Source organism: Pantoea sp. JV6 (genome assembly GCF_025910055.1).
Taxonomy (GTDB): Bacteria; Pseudomonadota; Gammaproteobacteria; order Enterobacterales; family Enterobacteriaceae; genus Pantoea; species Pantoea agglomerans.
Genome location: NZ_JAPCIM010000003.1, coordinates 236,629 through 256,360, shown reverse-complemented (window position 1 = coordinate 256,360; position 19,732 = coordinate 236,629). Strand labels below are relative to the sequence as shown.

Below are 19,732 nucleotides of genomic sequence, written 5' to 3'. Positions count from 1 at the left end.
GTTATGGCGAAGTCCGGCAGTATTAAACGCGAAAGGTGGATACGCCTGTCGCTGACCTGGCTGGTGGTGCTGGCCGTCTCGGCCATCATTATCTATCCGCTGGTCTGGACAGTAGGAGCATCCCTGAATGCAGGTAACAGCCTGCTCAGCAGTTCGATCATTCCGGAGAATGCGTCGCTGCAGCACTACCGCGACCTGTTCAATGGCACGGTGCCTTACCTGACGTGGTACTGGAATTCGATGAAAATCAGTTTCCTGACCATGGTGCTGACGTTGATCAGCGTCAGCTGTACCGCCTACGCTTTTTCCCGTTTTCGGTTCAAGGGGCGGCAGAACGGACTAATGCTGTTTCTGTTGTTACAGATGATCCCGCAGTTTTCGGCGCTGATCGCGATTTTCGTGCTGTCGCAGCTGCTGGGGTTGATCAACAGCCATCTGGCGCTGGTGCTGATCTACGTTGGCGGGATGATCCCGATGAACACCTGGCTGATGAAGGGTTATCTCGACTCGATTCCCAAAGATCTCGATGAGTCGGCGCGCATGGACGGTGCGGGCAACTTCCGCATCTTTGTTGAGATCATTATGCCTCTGTCGAAGCCGATCCTGGCGGTAGTGGCGCTGTTCTCCTTCACCGGCCCGCTGGGTGATTTCATCCTCTCCAGCACCATTCTGCGAACGCCAGAGCAGTTCACGCTGCCGATTGGCCTCTATAACCTGGTGTCGCAAAAAATGGGCGCCAGTTACACCACCTATGCCGCCGGTGCTGTGCTGATCGCCGTGCCGGTGGCGGTGTTCTATCTGGCCCTGCAGAAATACTTCGTTTCTGGCCTGGCCTCAGGCAGTACTAAAGGATAAATCATGACGCCAAAAACATTGATTCTCGCCCTGGCGCTGGCCTGGGCGACACCGCTGCTCGCCGCCGATCAGCCTGTCATCGGCTCTGCCGGGCCGTGGCCAGCCGATTTTATCAAAGGTGCGGATATCTCATCGCTGGCTGAACTGGAGAAGCAGGGTGCGAAATTCTACAACGCAGATAACCAGCAGCAGGATGCCATCGCCATCCTGAAAGCCAGCGGCATCAATACCATACGGCTGCGGCTGTGGGTGGATCCCCGCGACGGCAGCGGTCAGACCTACGGTGGTGGCGGTAACGATCTGGCAACCACGCTGGCGCTGGCGAAGCGCGTTAAAGCTGCGGGCCTGAAGCTACTGCTGGATATCCACTACAGCGACTTCTGGACAGACCCAGGCAAGCAGTTCAAGCCCAAAGCCTGGCAGTCGCTGCCTTTTCCGCAGCTGGAAACCCAGGTTCATGACTACACCCGTGACACCATCGCCCGTTTCAAAGCGGACGGTGTGATGCCGGATATCGTGCAGATTGGCAATGAACTTAACGGTGGCATGCTCTGGCCGGAAGGCAAAAGCTGGGGCCAGAACGGCGGTGAGTTCGATCGGCTGGCCGGTCTGCTGAAAGCCGGGATCAGCGGGGTGCGTGAGAACCTCAGCGACCCGCATCAGGTGAAGATCATGCTGCACCTGGCTGAGGGCACAAAGAACGACATGTTCCGCTGGTGGTTCGACGAGATCGTTAAGCGTGATGTGCCATTCGATGTGATTGGCCTGTCGATGTACACCTACTGGAACGGCCCCATCAGCGCTCTGAAAGCCAACATGGATGATATCTCCCGGCGCTATGACAAAGACGTGATGGTGGTGGAAGCGGCCTACGGCTACACGCTGGAAAACTGCGATAGTGCGGAGAATAGTTTCCAGGCCAAAGAGGAGCAGGCGGGCGGCTATCCCGGCAGCGTAGCAGGCCAGGCGGCCTATCTGCATGACCTGATTAAAGCGGTGCTGGCGGTGCCGGACCATCGCGGCAAGGGTGTCGTCTACTGGGAACCGGCGTGGATCCCTGCGCCCGGCAATACCTGGGCGACGCCCGCTGGCATGAAATATATCCACGACGAATGGAAACAGGGTAACGCCCGCGAAAACCAGGCGCTGTTTGACTGTCACGGCAAGGCGCTGCCTTCGCTGCAGGTTTTTCATTAACCATTAGCGCAAACGCTGATGTCTACCTCTGAGGAACAGGTATGAATAAATTTCCCCCGCTCAGCACCCGGGTTAACCGGCTGCTGCATGGTGCTGACTACAATCCGGAACAGTGGGCGCACCAGCCGGGCATTATTGATGACGACGTCATGATGATGAAGCAGGCGAACTGCAACGTTATGTCGGTGGGTATTTTCAGCTGGGCGAAGCTGGAGCCGGAAGAGGGGCGCTATGAATTTGGCTGGCTGGATGAGGTGATTGATACGCTCTGGCTGCAGGGGATATCCGTGTTTCTTGCTACCCCGAGCGGGGCCAGACCAGCCTGGATGTCGCAGGCGTATCCGGAGGTACTGCGTGTGGGGCGCGATCGCGTGCCGGCTCTGCATGGTGGCCGTCATAACCACTGCATGACCTCGCCGGTGTATCGCCAGAAAGTGCAGGCGATGAACAGCCGGCTGGCGGCGCGCTATGCGCATCATCCGGCGGTGCTCGGCTGGCATATTTCCAATGAATATGGCGGAGAATGTCATTGCGATCGCTGTCAGCAGGCGTTTCGCAGCTGGTTGCAGCGCCGTTATGAGACGCTGGAGAACCTGAATCTCGCCTGGTGGAGTGATTTCTGGAGTCATACCTACAGCGACTGGTCACAGATTGTGTCGCCAGCGCCACAGGGTGAGATGTCGATTCACGGTCTGAATCTGGACTGGCGGCGGTTTATGACCGATCAGGTTACTGATTTCTGTCGTGAGGAGATTAAACCGCTGAAGCAGGCCAATCCCGATCTGCCTGCGACCACCAATTTTATGGAATATTTCTACGACTACGATTACTGGAAGCTGGCACCGGCGCTCGATTTTATCTCCTGGGATAGCTACCCGATGTGGCATAACGAGAAGGATGAGACCACGCTCGCCTGTTATACCGCGATGTACCACGATTTGATGCGCACACTGAAGCAGGGCAAGCCCTTCGTGTTGATGGAGTCGACGCCGAGCGCCACCAACTGGCAGCCGACCAGCAAGCTGAAGAAGCCGGGGATGCATATTCTGTCGTCACTGCAGGCGGTGGCCCATGGTGCGGACGCGGTGCAATATTTTCAGTGGCGCAAGAGCCGGGGTTCGGTCGAGAAGTTTCATGGCGCAGTAGTCGATCATGTGGGTCATCTTGATACGCGCACCGGTCGTGAGGTGAGTGAGCTGGGCCGGATGCTGGCCGCAATGACGCCGGTGATGGGCAGCCGGGTTGAGGCGCGGGTGGCGATTATTTTCGACTGGGAGAGTCGCTGGGCGATGGATAATGCGCAGGGGCCGCGCAATCTCGGACTGCATTATGAGCGCACAGTGAACGAGCACTATCGTGCTTTCTGGGAGCAGGGCGTGGCGGTGGATGTGATTAACGGCGACTGCGATCTCAGTGGTTACGATCTGGTGATTGCGCCGATGCTGTATATGGTGCGGGATGCTTTTGCGGCGCGGGTGGAACAGCATCTTGAGCAGGGCGGGCATTTCGTTGCCAGCTACTGGAGCGGCATCGTGAATGAGAGCGATCTGTGTTATCCCGGTGGCTTCCCGGGGCCGTTGCGGCCGTTGCTTGGCATCTGGTCAGAAGAGATCGATAGTCTGACTGATGAGGAGTTCAATGGCGTACGCGGGGTGCGCGGCAATGAGCTGGGTCTGAGCGGGCCTTATCAGGCGCGAGAGCTTTGCGAGCATATTCATCTGGAAGGGGCAACGGCGCTGGCCAGTTATGAGAGCGATTTTTATGCCGGTACCCCGGCGGTGACGGTGAATCGCGTGGGTCAGGGCAAAGCCTGGTATATCGCGTCGCGTAATGATTTGTCGTTCCAGCGGGATTTTTATGGTGCGTTGATTAAGCAGCTGGCGTTGCCACGCGCGCTGGCGATTGATCTGCCACCGGGCGTGGTCGTTCAGCGGCGCACTGATGGCGAACAGGCGTTTCTTTTTGTGCAGAATTTTACCAGTCAGGTGCAGCAGCTGTCGTTGCCTGCTGGGCTCAGCGATTTGATCGATGGCTCGGTTGTGGGGGAATCGCTGCTGCTGGCGCCGTGGGGATGTCGCGTTCTGAGTGTGCCGCTAACTGAAGGCACAAGCCTTTAAAGTTAGTTGAATGCCGCTCGATGGCAGGGTGAGGGTTAGCTCAGGGTGCAAATGCCCACATCGCTTAGAGTCTGGGCGTTGTTTGTGGCAGGAGGTTGCCGGAACTGTTGATATGGAGCAGCTTGATTAAGTTTGCTGGCAGTCTGAGCACTGGCTCAGGGGGCATATGCCTTCCGCAAAGACGCAAAAGATGGCATCCCTGCCAGCTCAGCACGGGCCATCCCTGGCCCGTGATGCTTTGCTCCAGGCATATGCCCCCATCGCTTTGAGTTTGGGCATTGTCTGTGGCAGGAGGGTGCGGGAACTGTGGATAATGAGCAGGTTTGGTTAAATTTGTTGGCAGGCTGAGCTTTGAGCATGAGAGTTGTGTGTGGGAAGTTCTGCCGTGGCTTTAATTGCGGACTTTGTGGCGGAGGAATAGGGTTTGAGGGCAGGAAGAGTGTATTTTCTGTAAGTGCCCTGAAGCCAGTCCCCCTCGTTTTCGTTTATCAGTCGTGAGTGGCGGGCAGCAGCCCGCCTTTTTATTATCTGGAGGAGAACAACATGGTGAGTCTGAAATCGTTTAAGCAATATTTCAGTCGGCAGCCGCTGACGGCGGAAGAGGTTGAGATAGACAGTGCGCTGCTGGAGCGTCTTGTAGAGTGCTTCGGCGGGCGTGAAAACATTCAGCAGGTGGACGCCTGTTTAACCCGGCTGCGGGTGAAAGTGACATCGCTGAGGGCGGTTGATACGGCAGGATTACAGAAGGCGGGGGCGATTGGCGTGGTGATTCTGGGGCAGGAAGTTCATGCCATCTTTGGTACGCAATCCGACCAGCTGCGTCAGTTGCTGGAAGCCCGATTCTTCAAGCCGCTTCAGCCGGAGTAAAAAAAAATGGATAACCGTCGCCGGTTATCCAAATAAGCCCCTGCATAAGAGCTTAACAATGATCACAATGAGGAGACTGCTTGGTTACCACCAGGCTTCGACCTGTACGCCGAAGTTCCAGGTGTTGTTACTGGTGTTGTCCTGGAAACTGTGTCCGTCTTCTGAGTCATTCAGGTAAGAGGCAAACAGACGCAGTTCCGGGCGTGACATAAATTCGGGACCGGCTGCGAGACCCAGCGCCAGCGTATATTTCTGACCCGCCTGTTTGTAGTCGCTGCCCACTTTGTTCTCATCTTTCTGCCAGAAACTACCCACTTCGCCGATGCCGCGGACATACTGCGTGAACTGATACTGACCTCGACCCACCAGCGACAGCAGTGTGCTTTTGCTGGTCTGCGCGGTGACATCATCCGCTGAACCCCAGGTAAAGACCTGATTCAGGGAGAACTTGTCGGTGATCGGCAGCAGGCCGGTATTGATTACGCGGTATCCGGTGGCATCGCGGGTATCGTTCCACATGTCATACCAGCCACCGCCCTGTGAAATCATATTTTGTGCCAGGCCTTTGTTAGCGTACTGGAATACCAGTTTCTGATAGCCGCCCCACATATCCTGACTGATTTCACTGGTGAGCATAACGCCGTTTTCCGCATCATACAGGCCACCATACTCTTCCTGCTTTTTAGTCGTGTTCGGCATGGCGTAATCAATACCAAACTCGGTCCAGGCACCGCTCCACGGTTTCCAGCCAGCATACCGAAGATCCAGGTAGTTAATGTTGACGTCGTTATCGCCATCGACCCGGTAATCGACGTCATTAGCATCGCCACGGATCCAGGCAAAGGAGATCGCGCCCGGGCCCAGAGTGTAATTTTCGATACCCGCACCGGAGCCGGAGATATTCCAGTATTTGGTATCAATGATGTGCAAATCGTGACGCTGGTAGTAACGTTTACCGCCCCAGATCACCGCATTCTTGTCACCCGGCACCAGCCCTTTGATCTGCAGATTAAGCTGACGCAAACCAAACTGCGCATCGTCACCGAAGGTGGTTTCGTTATCGTTAGAACCGTCGGAGAACATGCTGACCATGGTGTCGACGTAAAAACTGACGTCATCCTTTTTGTAGACTTCGCTGCCCAGCTCAACCTCGCCGTAGGTGTCGGCTTCATTGCCGAGACGGCCAATCTTGTTCTTTTGATACTCTTCAATACCGCCATCCTGCGATACGCCAACGCCACCACGCAGATAGCCATGGAAATCAATGTTGTCGATAGCAGCATAGAGCGTCGGGGAGGTCAGGGCCGCAGCGAGCGCCACAGCAGCAGTACGTAACCTTGTTTCCATGTTATCCTCAATTTTATTTGTAATACGTTCACATGACAGCGGCAGTTAACGCTTTTTGTCAGATGGGTGACAAACAAAATCGCGATAATGTGTGATGCACTGCAAATAAAGTGGCGGTATTTGTAACGATTAGTGAATCAGATCACCAAACCTCGTGATGTGAAGGTATGACTTTTACTTTTTATTTGCGCAATGTGACTGCGGTAACCTGGCTTATTCGGCTGCTGTGATACCATTCCGCCATCGGTAATCAGGGATGCGAATTATGAAATCAAAAAATGCCACCTTAGAGGATGTCGCCCGCCATGCTGGCGTCTCTTATCAGACGGTTTCGCGGGTTTTGAATAAGTCGGCAAACGTCTCAGAATCAACGCGGCGCAAGGTGGAGCACTCTATTGAGACCCTGCGCTACGTGCCAAACAGACTGGCGCAACAGCTGGTGGGTAAGCAGAGCACAACGCTGGGTCTGGTGACCACATCGCTGGCGTTGCATGCTCCCTCGCAGGTGGCCGCTGCGGTTAAACGATATGCCAATGCCGCTGACTATCAGGTACTGATCGCCATGATTGATGAGAACGTCAATCAAAGTCTGCAGAATTGTATCAATGAGCTGAAGTCGCAGCGCGTGGATAAGGTGATTATCAACGTCCCGCTGGAGAGCAGTGATGCGGAGCAGATCGTGCAGGAGAACGACGATATCCTGTGCCTGTTTCTTGATGTTGATCCCTACAGCGCGGTGTTTAACGTTTCGTTTAACCCGGCTGACGGTACCCGTGCCAGTGTCAAATATCTCTACGAGCAGGGGCATCGGGAATTTGCTCTGCTGGCCGGGCCAGAGGAGTCCGTTTCTGCCAATCTGCGGTTAAAGAGCTGGCTGGATACGCTGGAGAGCTATCGTCTGAAGCCGGTCAGCGTCAGCCACGGTAACTGGGATGCGCAAAGTGGTTACAACGGCGTGCTGCAACTGCTGCGTGAAGCGCCGGAGTTCAGCGCGCTGCTGGTGGGAAATGATCAGATGGCACTGGGAGTGCTGAGCGCGCTGCATCAGCGCGGTGTAGCGGTGCCGGGGCAGATTTCGGTGATTGGCTACGATGACACCTATGAAAGTGCCTTCTTCCATCCGGCGCTGACCACGGTGTCGCTCGATCTTGATTTACAGGGCAAAGAGGCCGTTGCGCGTCTGTTGTTAGCCAGTGAGCAGGATGAGCAGCGTTCCTCTTCTATCCTTCCGGCAAAACTGGTGGTACGCAGCTCGACGGGTATCGCCGGTCAGCAGCAGCGTGATCTGAAGCAGATTGCTGAGCAGCTGCGGCTGCTCGCCAGTCGTCTTGAGTAGCAGAGCACCGCAAGCAGATAAAAAAAGCATAAGAACGCGCCGCTGCTATGCTCAGATCAGGATAACGATTCTGCATGTCGGAAAATTATCCGATCACTAAATCGGTCAGTGAACGGGCATTCTGCTTCGCGGTAATGCAGCCGACACGTTCAGCCCGGTTTCTCTACTCTCAGGGAGTGACATTATGTTGTGGCTTGAACAGGGGCTTTACCTCAGGATTGAAGAGTTAGCGCATGGCCCCAGGCCACTGCCGCTTTCCAGCGGTTTTACCCCGCAGACGGCTTATCGCGCGCTGGGCTGTTTTAACCCCTCTGAAACATCAGATGCTTACTACATTCTTTCAAATGACCGCGATGAAATATGGTTCATCTGTAACCGTCATCTTAGAACCGTTTTCCTTGATGCCAGCAACACGGCGTTTCGGGTGAAAATGCAGGAGCCTGCAGAGAGTCTGCCGGTACTCGCTGCTGCACCCGATGGTCAAATCGTCTCCTTTGAGCGCTCTGTCTGATGTAGCCTGTTACGCATCAGATAATAAAAAAGCCGCCATCGCTGGCGGCCCTGATTACGTTTAAGTCGATGCGTTATCTGTAAATCTGCCAGTAACGTTTTTTAACTCGCCGTGGCGGTCTTCATTGCCGGACGCTGGGGCAGTATTACCAGAAGAGCGATGATGATTAGCGCCAGCGTCAGTGAGGCACCGTAGCGGCTTAGCGCGAGTCCGCCTGAGGCAAGGGGTTTGTCCAGAAAGTCGCCGACCACGGCACCCAGTGGTCGGGTCAGGATAAAGGCCGCCCAGAAGAGCCCCGTACGCGAAAGTGATGTAAAGCGACTGGCCGCCCAGATGATTGCCAGCGCGCCAACAAACAGCAGGATCCCGCCATCGTAGCCCAGCCCTTCAGTGTCTGCCGTCCAGTCACCTAAGGCCGTGCCCAGGGTTTGTGAAAACATAATAGTGACCCAGTAAAAACTCTCTGTGACGCCGTTGCTCACTGAACTGACCGCAACCGTACCGCAGGTGATTTTCCACAGGAAAAGCGAGAGGATAAGCAGGGTGCTCAGCAGCACGGTGCCACCTAAATACCCTATGCCCAGTGAGCGATCGGCAAAGTCTGCCATCGTCGTGCCAACGGTGGTTGTGGCCACCACGGTGAACCAGTAAATCCATTTGTTGAAACTGTGGCGATTTATCTGCACCACCACCGCGACAAGAAAGATGATGGCGAAAATCAATGTCCCGGTCAGGTAACCGAGATTCATCGACATGGTCACCGCATCGCCGCCGGTTTCACCCAGGGTAGTCGCAGCGATTTTGGTTAACCAGAAAGCCGCGGTAACGGCCGGAACTTTACTGAGAGAGTGAGAAGCTGTGTTGTTATTTTGCATAGGGTGATACTCCGGAACAGCCCAACATGGGCTAATACAGAGACGATGTTATAAGATTAATCTTAAGAAAAGGTTAAGCTAAAGAAAACCATGACAGGAATTTTGCTCACAGCTTGTCACTCGCTAAACCGGCACTTACCCTATGATTTAATGTAATATTTGCTCTGTCGCAGTGTGGTGGTTGGGCGGTTTTACCTGTTAACCTATAAGAATTAATTCTGAGTTACTCTGTTTTCTTCTTAATTTTCAGGCGATGCAAAGAGTGATAGCCCGGCGGCTTAATCAGGCGAAAATTGAAGGAAAGTAGCATCAGGGCGTGCGAGCCATGCCGGGGCAGTATTGCCCTGATAATCAGCATCAGGGCAGGGTGGATGGCATAGCAACCCCCGACGCTGTTATCCGGATATCACCAGTTTTGTCTGGTGGGAGAGACGATGAGGTCGTTGACGGTAACGTTCTGCGGCTGATTTAGTGCATACACCACCGCATTAGCCACATCCTGTGGGCTGATGGCTAATTTATTGAGTTCCTGAGCCACTTTACGGCCCTGAGGATCGCCGACTTTATCGGCCCAGCCGGTATTGATTACGCCAGGGCTGATGGTATTGACGCGTATCCCGTTATTAACTCCTAAGTCTTTGCGCATCGATTCTGTCATGGCATGGACGAAGAATTTTGTTGCACTGTAAACCCCTGCACCCGCATCCACCTGATGACCTGCAACCGATGCCATATTCAGGATCTGTCCCTCATTTTTCTTCAGCATAACGGGTAACACAGAGGCAATGGCGTTCAGATAGCCTTTGATATTGACGTCGACCATTTTGTTCCACTCTTCCCATGCAACGTCACTCCAGCTTGAGAAAAGCATCAGGCCCGCATTGTTAATCAGTATGTCTATGGAGCCGAAGGTGTCACTGGCGAACTTCACCAGCGCCTGGGTTTCTTCCAGACGCGTAACATCGGTTACCAGGCCGACAGCGCGTCCCCCTTCAGCTTCAATCTGACGTACCAGCGTATCGAGGCCATCCTGGTCCAGTGCTGCCGCCACAATATTCACGCTATGACGCGCAAGTTCCCGCGCGGTAGCCGCACCAATCCCGGAGGATGCACCCGTAATAATGGCTGTTTTCTGTTGCAGGTAATTCATTTTTAATTCTCCTTCTGGTGAAAGGGGCGGGTAGTCACCCGCCATAAACCGTTATCAGCAGCTGGCTTCCGGCCAGTCGGTATAACCCTCTGCACCACCGCCGTAATAGGCTTCTTTCGGCGCGATGGTCAGCGCGGCACCGTAACGCAGACGCTTAACCAGATCCGGGTTGGAGATGAACAGGCGTCCAAAGGCAACCGCATCAATAATTCCGGCGTTGCGGCGGCTGATGGCCATCTCAAGGTCATAGTTGTTATTGCCAATAAACGGACCGTTGAACTGGGCGCTCAGCGCGTCCATGTCCACATCGGCAGGCACATCACGAGAGGTGGCCGTCGCGCCTTCAACGAAGTGCAGATAAGCCAGGTTGAACCGGTTAAGTTGCTGAATGAGGTAGCCGTACATCGCCATAACATTGCTGTCTGGCGGGGTGTTACCGGCATCAGGCGTGACCGGAGAGAGGCGGATACCGACTTTGTCATTGCCCCAGATGTTGATGATGGCTTCTGTCACTTCCAGCGTCAGGCGGGCGCGGTTTTCAATAGAGCCACCGTAGGCGTCAGTACGGTGATTGGTGGAATCACGCAGGAACTGATCGAGCAGGTAACTGTTGGCGGAGTGGACCTCAACGCCGTCAAAACCGGCACGCAGGGCATTTTCAGCTGCACGTTTGTATTGCTCAATGATGCCGGGGATTTCTTCTGTTTCCAGCGCACGCGGCGTCGATACCGGCACAAAACCGTTTACGGTATAAGTCTGTCCCTCCGCTTTGATGGCAGAAGGTGCAACCGGACGCTGGCCCTCAGGCTGCAGTTCCACGCTTGAAAAACGGCCCACGTGCCATAACTGGCAGACGATTTTGCCGCCTTTGGCGTGGACTGCCTCGGTGACCTTTTTCCATCCAGCCACCTGCTCTTCGCTCCATATCCCCGGCGTAGCGGCATAGCCGCGTCCCTGCGGAGAGATGTTGGTGGCTTCAGAAATAATCAGGCCAGCCCCGGCACGCTGTGCATAGTAGGTAGCATGGAGTTCATCAGGCACACCCTCTTCACCGTAACGGCTACGCGTGACCGGTGCCATGACAATGCGATTTGACAGCTGAAGACTGCCCATCGAAACAGGTGAGAATAAATCGGTACGGGTACTGTTGTCAGTCATATAAGCCTCTTAATAGTTGACCGGTCGTCTAGTAAATGGATAAAAAAAACCGGCTACCCAAGTAGCCGTGTTGTTGCGTTCATTGCCTGACTGAACGCTTTGTCAGGATCGTGGATTTTCGCCATCAGGGAAGCCCCCAGCCAGAGCTGATAGAGTTCTTCTGCCAGTTCAGTGGCATCCGTTACGGCGGGCAGGGAGCCATCTTCCTGACCGAGCCGGAGGCAGGCAGCAATTTTGAGCACAATTTCATGGGTGCCCGTTGCCAGCACATGCCGCATGTTATCGTACTGGTCGCAGACTTCCGCCCCCAGCTTGACCACGAGACATTTACTTTCAGGCAGGTCTGCGCCCTGGGTGGTTTTCCAGAAGGTAAAATAGCGCAGCAGTCGCTCTCTCGCCGTTCCTGTTCCGCCTAGCTGATGCTCTACTTCCAGCAAATAGTGGCTGAAGTAGTGCTCCAGCAGCGCCTCTGCAAACGCTTCCTTCGACGGAAAATAGTAATAGAACGAGCCTTTTGGGATATCCGCCGCTTTTACAATCTCGGAAATCCCGACGGCGCTGTAGCCCTTATGAGTAATGATCGCCCTGGCCACATCAATGATGTGCTGCCGCATATCTGTCACGTTTCTTTTCATAATGTGCACACTCTAGTGAAAAACTGACCGGTCGTCTAGTAACTTTTAACCTGTTTCATGCTATCTGTTTCTGATTGTGAGCGGGTGAAGCAGTCGGGTGGCGTGCTGGCCGATCAATTTCAGGCTCTGAAGCGTCGCACCGTCTTTCGCCTCTATCGACATGCCTTCCAGCAGCGTATTCAGAACGGTAGCCAGCGCGACGGTGTTGGTATCTGCGGGCAGTTGTTTCTCCTGAACCGCTCTGACCAGCCTTTTTTCAAACAGATCTTTCCCTTCCTGTCTGAGAACGCTAACCGCCCTGACAACATCCGTCGATTCTGCTGAAACATTGATGGCTGCCAGCACCACCATGCAGCCGCAGGGCGCTGAAGGGGAGAGCAGAATATCGGCTGCTTCGCTAAAGAAACCGTCAATCGCTTCACCAATATCCTGCCTCTCTTCAAGCCGCAGCCAGGTCGCTTTCCAGTACTTCGTTTCGTAGTAGTTCACGGCCTCAAGAAAAAGTTTTGCCTTGTTGCCAAAGGCGGAATAGAGGCTGGGTGGGTTGATTTCCATGGCGGTGCAAAGTTCGGCAACCGATGCCGGCTCAAAACCTTTGCGCCAGAACAGATCCAGCGCCTTCAGCAACGCTTTATCACGGTCAAAGCTTCGTGGCCGGCCTTTCGGCTTTTCAGTGGCAGCAGGCTGGTCAGGTATTTTCATAGACGGCCTCAATCATTCTCTTGACACATTACATAGTGATCACTATACAATAATAACATTGCATAGTGCTCACTACAGAATTAAATCGACACAGTGGCTCGCCTTTTATCCCGCCTGCGCTCCCCCGGCAGGCTGCTGTCGCACTGAGTCGGTACATGTCTGTGTCAGAAAATATCACCCAAAAGCGGGGTGTCTGAAGGGATACCTTATTAATCAGAACGGAGAGAAAACAGATGAATAACACGACCTATGTGCAGGACTATAACGCCATCGTGGCAGTGCTGAATCAGTATAACGAAGGAGGTAAGCAGGCGAAAAGTGAGCTCATGAAGCCCGCTTTCAGCGACAGGGCGACCATTTTTGGTCTCGACAGTGACGGCAACCTCAGCGGCGGTCCAATTCAGGGATTGTTTGACACCATCGACACCGCATTCCGTCCTTCACCCGAAGCAAAAGCGGCTATCGTGCGCGTAGATATTGTTGGGACTGCCGCCAGTGCCCGCATCGACACTGACGACATTTCTGGTTTCCGTTTCACTGATTTTTTTAACCTGCTGAAAGTGAACGATCGCTGGACCGTGGTCAGCAAGATCTATCACACACATACGGCAGACTGATCGCAGTCTGGTCAGCTGACCGTTGCAGCCTGCGTTTGCTGCGGGCTGCAAAAATGGATTGTGACGACTAAAACAGTAAGGTGATTTTACGCCTGATTATCCGGTTGCTATTAATCAACATAATCATACCCCAGCGCTTTTGGCAGAGGTGGCATCATTAAAGATTCTGGGCCGTTCGGCCGATAAACACTGGCTCATACTTCTGACACTGAATCCCGGGTTCGCTCACTTTTGTGCGGGCAGGGCGGCACCTCAGCAGCTGCAGACGGACAAGCGCAGCGTCAGCCGCCGTCAATGGCGGGTATTCTCGCAATGGTGAACCTGTCTCCGGATCCTCCTTCAGCTACAGGCGGACATTAACGGTTATAATCAGGTCTGTAGCGACGAGTATTGAGCCTGTTTAATATCGTCAGCTACGTTGGAGTCGGCCGCCATGAACACAATGATCAAACCCTCTTTTACCGCTGTCTGGTCTACAGATGCCCAGGGTATCTGCGTCGCCAGTCAGGAAAGCCCTGCTGGTCTGATGCCTGAACTAAAGGGTGTGACGCTGAGTTCATGGCTGAGACTGGCACAGGCCGACGACGATGCAAAGATCGCGCTGCAACTGACCGCAGCGCTTGATTTCCTGACGCCTTTTCATATTGAAGTGCCGATCAACTGTCTGGATGGCAAGACGCGTCGGGTTATTGTATCTGGCCTGCCGGATCGCCAGCCTGGTACGTCCCGTCTGCAGTATAACGGCTTCATTCTGGATGTGACCGGACAGCGTAAAGCGCTGGAAGATGCGCTGCGCACGGCGGCAGAATATCGTCTGTTAATTGAAAACAGCACCGATCTGATTGCCCATTGCGACGCGGATGGCCGGTACGTTTCAATCTCGCCCTCTTATAGCGAAATGATTGGCTGGACAGCCGAAGAAGTTGTCGGTCAGCTGGTGGTGGATTTCCTGCATCCCGATGACCGCGGCCCCGCTTCTGAAGCACTCGCCTGCATCTTCAGCGGAGGAGTACTGCCGGACGTCGTTGAGGTGCGCAAGCTACATCGTGACGGCCACTACATCATTCTGGGCACCAAAGCCTGTGGCGTCATCAATCCCTCTACCGGCAAAAATATCGGTGCAGTTCTGGTGTCGCGCGACATTACGCGAGACAAAGAGAGGATGCGCAATCTGGAGAAGCTGGCAACGCTGGATACGCTGACCGGGCTGCATAATCGTACCTGGATCAACGACCAGGTTGGGCGCATGCTGGCGAAGGTGGATGATGAGGCCTACACGACGGTGATGTTTATCGATCTTAATGGCTTTAAGGCGGTGAACGATTTGATGGGCCACGCGACAGGGGATGCCTTGCTGCAGCAGGTCAGTGAACGGCTGCAACGCTGTATGCGTCCGGGCGACTCACTGGCGCGACTGGGCGGAGATGAATTTGTTGTGGCGGCAAAGTGCAGAAATCGCGATACAGCCGCTGCCATTGCCCTGCGTATTATTGAAAGTCTGCACGCGCCATTCGCCATTGATAATATGGATGTGCGCATTGGCGCGGCTATCGGTATCAGCCTTGCCCGCTTTGGGACGGCATCGGCCAAAATATTATTCGAAAACGCGGATAAAGCGATGTACCAGGCCAAAGCCCGACGTGATGGGTCGTATCAGTTTTTTGAGTCAGAAGAGCCTTAGTCGATGCATATGATTGCTGGTATGACCTTCCGGATTTGAAGGTAATAGATCTTACGTTTAACGCTTTGCCGCCTGTTCCCGCAAGGATACATTTCCTGAACGCCTGATTAACCCGCCTAATATTCTGAAACCGCGCGCCACAGCAGAAAGATTTTCTGTTTCAGGCTCAAAAAGAAGTCTGTTGCTGATGACCAACATCTATGTGCGAGACAGGCTACTGAATTCCCTCAAACGTCTGTGATGAACTGGCCTGAGTGACTTCGCGTACGGCAATTCATTGTTCCTGCTGAACTCATCTTCTCATTAACCTGACGCTATTGACAGGCAGGAACGCCACCCTGGCGGAGTTCATACAGACTCATCGATATCCCGTCCATTATCATAAACCGTCTGCGCCTGTTCCATCGCTCCCCCATGTTGCTTTGCCCAGCTCACCAGCGCGATAAAAGGATCCTGCAACGTTCGGCCCAGCGGCGTAATCGCATATTCCACCGCCACAGGGGAGGAGGCAATCACGTGGCGGCTCACTAATCCGTTGCGTTCCAGCCGTCGTAATGCCTCCGTCAGAGACTTATGTGTGATGGGGTCGAGCCTGCGCTTGATGGCGTTAAAACGTGAGGGCTGGGAGCACAACACGGTCAGGATCAGTACTGACCACTTGTTTGCCACCTGTTCCATGATAGGGCGCGTGCTGTTGATCTCGGCCAGCACTACGGTGATATCAGTGGTCATTTGGTTTCCTTGAGGATATCTGGTGTACATCAGGTGCGTAATTGACACTAAATATAATAAATATACCATCAGGTGTCTAACCCCTATCCGGAGTGGTAATGATGAAACTAAGTGGAAAGATCGCCCTGGTCACCGGTGGTAGTAGCGGTATTGGCCTCGCTGTTGCTCGCCGTTTTGTTCAGGAAGGCGCACGGGTTTTTATAACGGGCCGACGTGAAGCACAGCTGGCTGAGGCTGTAGCTCTGATTGGCGGTGAGGTCGAGGCGATTGCGGGTGACATCACCCACACAAGCGACCTTGAGCGTCTGTTTGAAACCCTCAATGTCAGGGCTGGCAGACTTGATATCCTCGTCAACTCGTCTGGCGTGTCAGAACCTGCGAGCCTGGAAGAGACCACGGAGGAGCACCTTGATCGCATCTTTGATCTGAATGTGCGTGCCATGGTGTTGACGGTGCAGCACGCGGTACGGCTCATGGGGGAGGGCAGCAGCATCGTGCTGGTGGGGTCGATCGCGGGAAGCATTGCTAATCCTGGCTATGCTGCCTATTCCGCCAGCAAGGCAGCGGTGCGATCCTATGCCCGCACCTGGAACAGCGAGCTGGCACCGCGTGGCATCAGAGTTAATACACTCAGCCCTGGCCCAACGGATACGCCGATGTTTAGCCAGGCCAGCGATGAAGTCAGGCAGACACTCAGCGAACGGATCCCGGCAAAGCGGCTGGGTAATCCTGATGAAGTCGCGGCTGCGGCCCTGTTTCTGGCCTCCGATGAAAGCAGTTACGTCAGCGGCACCGAACTGGTGATTGATGGCGGGATGACTGCATAGGGGATTAGCGGCGGACGTTGCGGGGTTGCTCGATGTCATGGGAGAGGGTTTTGACTCATTGAGAAGCTCTCCCCATGCTATTCCAGCTAAGAACATTTCTAAGACTGGTATTTCATTCCTGGATTTGTTCTGGTCCCCCTTTATTGTTCAGATTCAGAAATAACTTCGCAGCGTAAAATCATATTGCGTCAGTTTATTATTTCTGTTGGATTTTCACTTTCGGGAGACCAAAATTTAGTACTCATTGTATTCATTGTGAGGCAGAACGCCGGTCCATGATTTCTTTCACGTAATGCTCTATAACAATGTGATGTTCATGGCTTATCTGAGAAATGAATGTTTGCAGGAAATCGGGTGTGGAGTGAAGGGTGTTCGTGACCAGTTTATTGAAGTCTTTCTGGGTAAAGCGGTCATAGCCTTTTAGCGTCGAACGCTGGAGCAAGGTATGCGCAGTAATTTCGAGCACGGCACGTCTGTAATCATCGGAAAGCAGAATATCCAGATCGTGCCGGCTGATCTCAAAAGCAAATTCATAGCTGATAAAACCAGAATCGACAGGCAATGAGTAGGTCAGTTTACCTTCCTCCTGTGTCACATGAGGTTCGTATCCGTCACCCATGAGGTGAACTGATTGCATATTAATCTCCTGCTCTTTCAGCCCTGGGTTGTTACTTCAAAAGTTTAAAACCACCGATATCGATATTATTCCGCTTCTGACGACGAGCGCAGATACTCACAATATCAGATCGTTCGATAGCGGAAGTTCCCGGTTGTTCACCTGTTCACTAACGGCAAAACTGACAAAGTGGTATGCCTGTTACGGAGAGTCATGTCAACCGTGAGCAGTGAGCTAAAGTTTTCCAGGTGACTTTATGAACCGGTCTCCTCTCCCCGCTGGTTTTCTTGTCTGCCACGGATAAGCGCTTTCAGGCTGACCCGCCAGTGCCAGCAATAAATTCTCCTGATTAAATCCTGCGCAGAACTGCATGCAAATCGGCAGTCTATGGGAAGAAAGGAAGCCCAGAGGAACAGACATCGCGGGGGTTACGCACACGTTCGCCAGCGCAGTAAACGGTGACTGATTGAAAACGTGATGTTAGCGCATCGACTGGCTGCTTTGAGCGAGGAGCGGTCGCTTAAATTGTGACATGGAAGCATCTCGATTATTCGTGTCTTTACGCATAGAATTTGATAACTTGAGTTGCCCCACCACCTTAGAGTGCGATCCTACTAATAAAGGAATAAATAATGAAAGCAAGGTTGCTTTTAAGTCTATTACTTTTGGCAATGTCATTTAATGTCGCTGCATTTACTCAATTCAAACCAGCAGTCTTAAATGCTGCTCTTTTGTTCGAGCATGATGCAACTACCGGGAACGTAAAACATAGCCTCCAGTGGATCCGAGATATTTACGGTAAACTTCAGGCGATGACAGAAGTTAGATACGATCGTAACGGGTGCTTTACTAATATCAACATGGTTGATAAGGCAAATGGCCATGAATTCCATTTGGTAAACAAAGATGGTGTACTGACCTCTTTTAAAGGTCAGAGTATTACCGGAAAAATCAATGAACGCTGCGAAATCACTGAGCTTGAGAATGAAAAAGGCAATTATGTACTCAGCTATAATGTGCGCGGATTGCTTGAAACAATCGCGGACAAAGACACGGGCGAAGTTGTAAAGCGATATGAATATCACAATAGCCAATTTCCTGTGCGTATAAGAAACTATAAAGATCGGAAGGACACGCGTATCTTTTATCCATCCGGAAGTGCGCAATTTGTTGACTCAGAGAGCGTATCAAAAACAGGGGACTTAATTGTCCGACTGAAGCAAAGCTGTGCTTACACCGCTGATGGTAATGCAGATAAATGCTCGCTGATCGCTTCCACTAAAGACGACTATCGTAGCTCAATCTTGATATGGATCTCTAATCACGAAACGGAATATTTCTGAATCTATTAAAAATATCAAAGCCAACGCGACCTCTCCCGAGAGATTGTCCTGCTTCCTAATTTTTAATGCCATTGAAATATTATCAATGTCCGCTCCTAGCACGAAGCGGACAAGCTAACTGAGCTAGAGGCCGCTATGAGCGAGGAGCGGACATCAGGTTAGCCGGTATTATGGGTGCCGCCTGTAATTTTCCCGGACATACGTCTGTAGTTTTTAATGGTCGCACTGGAAAGGCTTGCTGCCGTATCTACGATGACAAAGCTGAAAGTGTTTTCAGTTATCAGGGGACTAAGATCTGTACAGGCAATAAGAAGAGCCTCCACATTAAGATTTGCCACTACAGACATTAAATTCATCCACTCTGCCTGTACACCGGAGTCATGAAAACCTTTCGTTTTAATCCGTCCAATTAGCGATGTGGTCATCTCACGAAGCAGAGGTGGATCAATAATCTCTTTGCCAGAAGCTTCTATCCGCGCCTGATAAAAACCCGCTTCCAGTGTAGGTTCCGTAGCCAGTACAGCAATCCTGGTTGCCTCTGCAGGCAGTGACTCAAGTGCAATGTCTGCGATATGCAGAAGTGGGATACCGGAGCTCACCGCCTTCATTTCGGCAAAGTAGCAGTGCGCAAGATTACAGGGAACAGCTATCAGACTCACTTTGGCCCTGACGAGTTCGGTAATACCCTGCTGCAGGGTTGCGATCATCGCATTATCATCAACTTTCTTGCCAGGCCAGAAAGGTGTCGGCAACGAGATAATATGCATTTTAGGAAAATCCATATCATATTTCGCTCCGTACCCGATGTGACAGTCTGTTACCAGCATATCAACGAAGGGGGCTGTGGAGCGGGGTCCCATTCCTGCAAGCACACCTATAGAAAAAGTCATTGTCAGTGCCTCCTTTTAAGATCTTCTTTCCGCTTAACAAATTATCGCTAAGTTGCCTGCAAAATTACAGACGAACGGAATGAACATGCCGGAGGTCACTCAGAAAGGTGCAGGTGAACTGCCGCAATTGATCAACACATCATGATGCGGAGAGAGCAGGCTTCAGGCACAAAGCGGACCTACGCTCCGGAAGGTCCGCTATGAGCGAGGAGCGGATGTTCGCAATTGTTGTCACAATGTCAAGAGTATTACTTACATCGTGGTGTCTTAATCTGC

General features: G+C 52.9%; 19 protein-coding genes. 10 read left to right on the top strand and 9 right to left on the bottom strand.

Translation table 11 applies throughout. The annotated features are described in order from the left end of the window. The first annotated feature begins 3 nt into the window (after positions 1 to 3). From OK412_RS05230 to OK412_RS05215, 4 genes are all read left to right on the top strand, one after another. Positions 4 to 855, top strand: a complete 852-nt coding sequence (locus OK412_RS05230) for a sugar ABC transporter permease (RefSeq protein ID WP_010259151.1) — start codon at positions 4 to 6, stop codon at positions 853 to 855. Between the two features lie 3 nt (positions 856 to 858). Continuing rightward, entirely contained in the window at positions 859 to 2,052 is a 1,194-nt protein-coding gene (locus OK412_RS05225) for an arabinogalactan endo-beta-1,4-galactanase (protein ID WP_033761006.1), read from the top strand. 41 nt (positions 2,053 to 2,093) lie between these two features. Beyond that, complete coding sequence (locus tag OK412_RS05220; protein ID WP_264352803.1) at positions 2,094 to 4,169, top strand: beta-galactosidase; 2,076 nt, start codon at positions 2,094 to 2,096, stop codon at positions 4,167 to 4,169. Between the two features lie 543 nt (positions 4,170 to 4,712). Beyond that, complete coding sequence (locus tag OK412_RS05215; RefSeq protein WP_010259145.1) at positions 4,713 to 5,036, top strand: glucose PTS transporter subunit EIIB; 324 nt, start codon at positions 4,713 to 4,715, stop codon at positions 5,034 to 5,036. 84 nt (positions 5,037 to 5,120) lie between these two features. Here the strand turns inward: OK412_RS05215 and OK412_RS05210 are convergent, their stop codons facing one another. Then, positions 5,121 to 6,383: a maltoporin gene (locus OK412_RS05210; RefSeq protein ID WP_022624645.1), complete on the bottom strand. Its 1,263-nt coding sequence runs from the start codon at positions 6,381 to 6,383 to the stop codon at positions 5,121 to 5,123. Positions 6,384 to 6,648: 265 nt separating this feature from the next. Between OK412_RS05210 and OK412_RS05205 the strand changes: the two genes are divergently transcribed. Beyond that, positions 6,649 to 7,719 carry a LacI family DNA-binding transcriptional regulator gene (locus OK412_RS05205; protein WP_010259142.1) on the top strand — a complete coding sequence of 357 codons (1,071 nt, stop codon included), beginning with the start codon at positions 6,649 to 6,651 and terminating at the stop codon, positions 7,717 to 7,719. A 184-nt stretch (positions 7,720 to 7,903) separates the two neighbouring features. Then, positions 7,904 to 8,230 carry a hypothetical protein gene (locus OK412_RS05200; RefSeq protein ID WP_010670656.1) on the top strand — a complete coding sequence of 109 codons (327 nt, stop codon included), beginning with the start codon at positions 7,904 to 7,906 and terminating at the stop codon, positions 8,228 to 8,230. Positions 8,231 to 8,331: 101 nt separating this feature from the next. Here OK412_RS05200 and OK412_RS05195 read toward each other — a convergent pair whose 3' ends face one another. The 5 genes from OK412_RS05195 to OK412_RS05175 form a co-directional block, all read right to left on the bottom strand. Beyond that, positions 8,332 to 9,105: a hypothetical protein gene (locus OK412_RS05195; RefSeq protein WP_122459900.1), complete on the bottom strand. Its 774-nt coding sequence runs from the start codon at positions 9,103 to 9,105 to the stop codon at positions 8,332 to 8,334. Between the two features lie 406 nt (positions 9,106 to 9,511). Further along, positions 9,512 to 10,255 carry an SDR family oxidoreductase gene (locus OK412_RS05190; protein ID WP_264352802.1) on the bottom strand — a complete coding sequence of 248 codons (744 nt, stop codon included), beginning with the start codon at positions 10,253 to 10,255 and terminating at the stop codon, positions 9,512 to 9,514. A gap of 54 nt (positions 10,256 to 10,309) precedes the next feature. After that, positions 10,310 to 11,413 (bottom strand): alkene reductase, encoded by a 1,104-nt coding sequence (locus OK412_RS05185; protein ID WP_033761024.1) that lies wholly within the window; start codon positions 11,411 to 11,413, stop codon positions 10,310 to 10,312. Positions 11,414 to 11,466: 53 nt separating this feature from the next. Then, positions 11,467 to 12,048: a TetR/AcrR family transcriptional regulator gene (locus tag OK412_RS05180; protein ID WP_029519282.1), complete on the bottom strand. Its 582-nt coding sequence runs from the start codon at positions 12,046 to 12,048 to the stop codon at positions 11,467 to 11,469. A 60-nt stretch (positions 12,049 to 12,108) separates the two neighbouring features. Beyond that, positions 12,109 to 12,750, bottom strand: a complete 642-nt coding sequence (locus OK412_RS05175) for a TetR/AcrR family transcriptional regulator (protein ID WP_264352801.1) — start codon at positions 12,748 to 12,750, stop codon at positions 12,109 to 12,111. A gap of 233 nt (positions 12,751 to 12,983) precedes the next feature. Here OK412_RS05175 and OK412_RS05170 point away from each other — a divergent pair, with 233 nt between their 5' ends. Beyond that, positions 12,984 to 13,367 (top strand): nuclear transport factor 2 family protein, encoded by a 384-nt coding sequence (locus OK412_RS05170; RefSeq protein ID WP_033786812.1) that lies wholly within the window; start codon positions 12,984 to 12,986, stop codon positions 13,365 to 13,367. A 433-nt stretch (positions 13,368 to 13,800) separates the two neighbouring features. Continuing rightward, positions 13,801 to 15,048 (top strand): sensor domain-containing diguanylate cyclase, encoded by a 1,248-nt coding sequence (locus OK412_RS05165; protein WP_033761029.1) that lies wholly within the window; start codon positions 13,801 to 13,803, stop codon positions 15,046 to 15,048. Positions 15,049 to 15,396: 348 nt separating this feature from the next. On the opposite strand, the gene OK412_RS05160 is transcribed toward OK412_RS05165, so the two are convergent. After that, positions 15,397 to 15,780, bottom strand: a complete 384-nt coding sequence (locus tag OK412_RS05160; protein WP_264352800.1) for a winged helix-turn-helix transcriptional regulator — start codon at positions 15,778 to 15,780, stop codon at positions 15,397 to 15,399. A gap of 98 nt (positions 15,781 to 15,878) precedes the next feature. On the opposite strand from OK412_RS05160, the gene OK412_RS05155 reads away from it, so the two are divergent. Continuing rightward, positions 15,879 to 16,607: an SDR family NAD(P)-dependent oxidoreductase gene (locus OK412_RS05155; protein ID WP_182500491.1), complete on the top strand. Its 729-nt coding sequence runs from the start codon at positions 15,879 to 15,881 to the stop codon at positions 16,605 to 16,607. A 250-nt stretch (positions 16,608 to 16,857) separates the two neighbouring features. Here the strand turns inward: OK412_RS05155 and OK412_RS05150 are convergent, their stop codons facing one another. Further along, positions 16,858 to 17,244: a hypothetical protein gene (locus OK412_RS05150; protein ID WP_182500490.1), complete on the bottom strand. Its 387-nt coding sequence runs from the start codon at positions 17,242 to 17,244 to the stop codon at positions 16,858 to 16,860. Positions 17,245 to 17,855: 611 nt separating this feature from the next. On the opposite strand from OK412_RS05150, the gene OK412_RS05145 reads away from it, so the two are divergent. Continuing rightward, positions 17,856 to 18,566, top strand: coding sequence for a YnfC family lipoprotein (locus OK412_RS05145; protein WP_033773736.1), 711 nt, complete (start codon positions 17,856 to 17,858; stop codon positions 18,564 to 18,566). A gap of 158 nt (positions 18,567 to 18,724) precedes the next feature. On the opposite strand, the gene OK412_RS05140 is transcribed toward OK412_RS05145, so the two are convergent. Continuing rightward, complete coding sequence (locus OK412_RS05140) at positions 18,725 to 19,456, bottom strand: aspartate/glutamate racemase family protein (protein ID WP_182500489.1); 732 nt, start codon at positions 19,454 to 19,456, stop codon at positions 18,725 to 18,727. Positions 19,457 to 19,732 lie beyond the last annotated feature (276 nt).

Excerpts from the sequence above, each read along its gene's own strand:
- OK412_RS05230 (WP_010259151.1), top strand. The coding sequence starts at position 4 with ATGGCGAAGTCCGGCAGTATTAAACGCGAAAGGTGGATACGCCTGTCG.
- OK412_RS05225 (WP_033761006.1), top strand. The coding sequence starts at position 859 with ATGACGCCAAAAACATTGATTCTCGCCCTGGCGCTGGCCTGGGCGACA.
- OK412_RS05220 (WP_264352803.1), top strand. The coding sequence starts at position 2,094 with ATGAATAAATTTCCCCCGCTCAGCACCCGGGTTAACCGGCTGCTGCAT.
- OK412_RS05215 (WP_010259145.1), top strand. The coding sequence starts at position 4,713 with ATGGTGAGTCTGAAATCGTTTAAGCAATATTTCAGTCGGCAGCCGCTG.
- OK412_RS05210 (WP_022624645.1), bottom strand. The coding sequence starts at position 6,383 with ATGGAAACAAGGTTACGTACTGCTGCTGTGGCGCTCGCTGCGGCCCTG.
- OK412_RS05205 (WP_010259142.1), top strand. The coding sequence starts at position 6,649 with ATGAAATCAAAAAATGCCACCTTAGAGGATGTCGCCCGCCATGCTGGC.
- OK412_RS05200 (WP_010670656.1), top strand. The coding sequence starts at position 7,904 with ATGTTGTGGCTTGAACAGGGGCTTTACCTCAGGATTGAAGAGTTAGCG.
- OK412_RS05195 (WP_122459900.1), bottom strand. The coding sequence starts at position 9,105 with ATGCAAAATAACAACACAGCTTCTCACTCTCTCAGTAAAGTTCCGGCC.
- OK412_RS05190 (WP_264352802.1), bottom strand. The coding sequence starts at position 10,255 with ATGAATTACCTGCAACAGAAAACAGCCATTATTACGGGTGCATCCTCC.
- OK412_RS05185 (WP_033761024.1), bottom strand. The coding sequence starts at position 11,413 with ATGACTGACAACAGTACCCGTACCGATTTATTCTCACCTGTTTCGATG.
- OK412_RS05180 (WP_029519282.1), bottom strand. The coding sequence starts at position 12,048 with ATGAAAAGAAACGTGACAGATATGCGGCAGCACATCATTGATGTGGCC.
- OK412_RS05175 (WP_264352801.1), bottom strand. The coding sequence starts at position 12,750 with ATGAAAATACCTGACCAGCCTGCTGCCACTGAAAAGCCGAAAGGCCGG.
- OK412_RS05170 (WP_033786812.1), top strand. The coding sequence starts at position 12,984 with ATGAATAACACGACCTATGTGCAGGACTATAACGCCATCGTGGCAGTG.
- OK412_RS05165 (WP_033761029.1), top strand. The coding sequence starts at position 13,801 with ATGAACACAATGATCAAACCCTCTTTTACCGCTGTCTGGTCTACAGAT.
- OK412_RS05160 (WP_264352800.1), bottom strand. The coding sequence starts at position 15,780 with ATGACCACTGATATCACCGTAGTGCTGGCCGAGATCAACAGCACGCGC.
- OK412_RS05155 (WP_182500491.1), top strand. The coding sequence starts at position 15,879 with ATGATGAAACTAAGTGGAAAGATCGCCCTGGTCACCGGTGGTAGTAGC.
- OK412_RS05150 (WP_182500490.1), bottom strand. The coding sequence starts at position 17,244 with ATGCAATCAGTTCACCTCATGGGTGACGGATACGAACCTCATGTGACA.
- OK412_RS05145 (WP_033773736.1), top strand. The coding sequence starts at position 17,856 with ATGAAAGCAAGGTTGCTTTTAAGTCTATTACTTTTGGCAATGTCATTT.
- OK412_RS05140 (WP_182500489.1), bottom strand. The coding sequence starts at position 19,456 with ATGACTTTTTCTATAGGTGTGCTTGCAGGAATGGGACCCCGCTCCACA.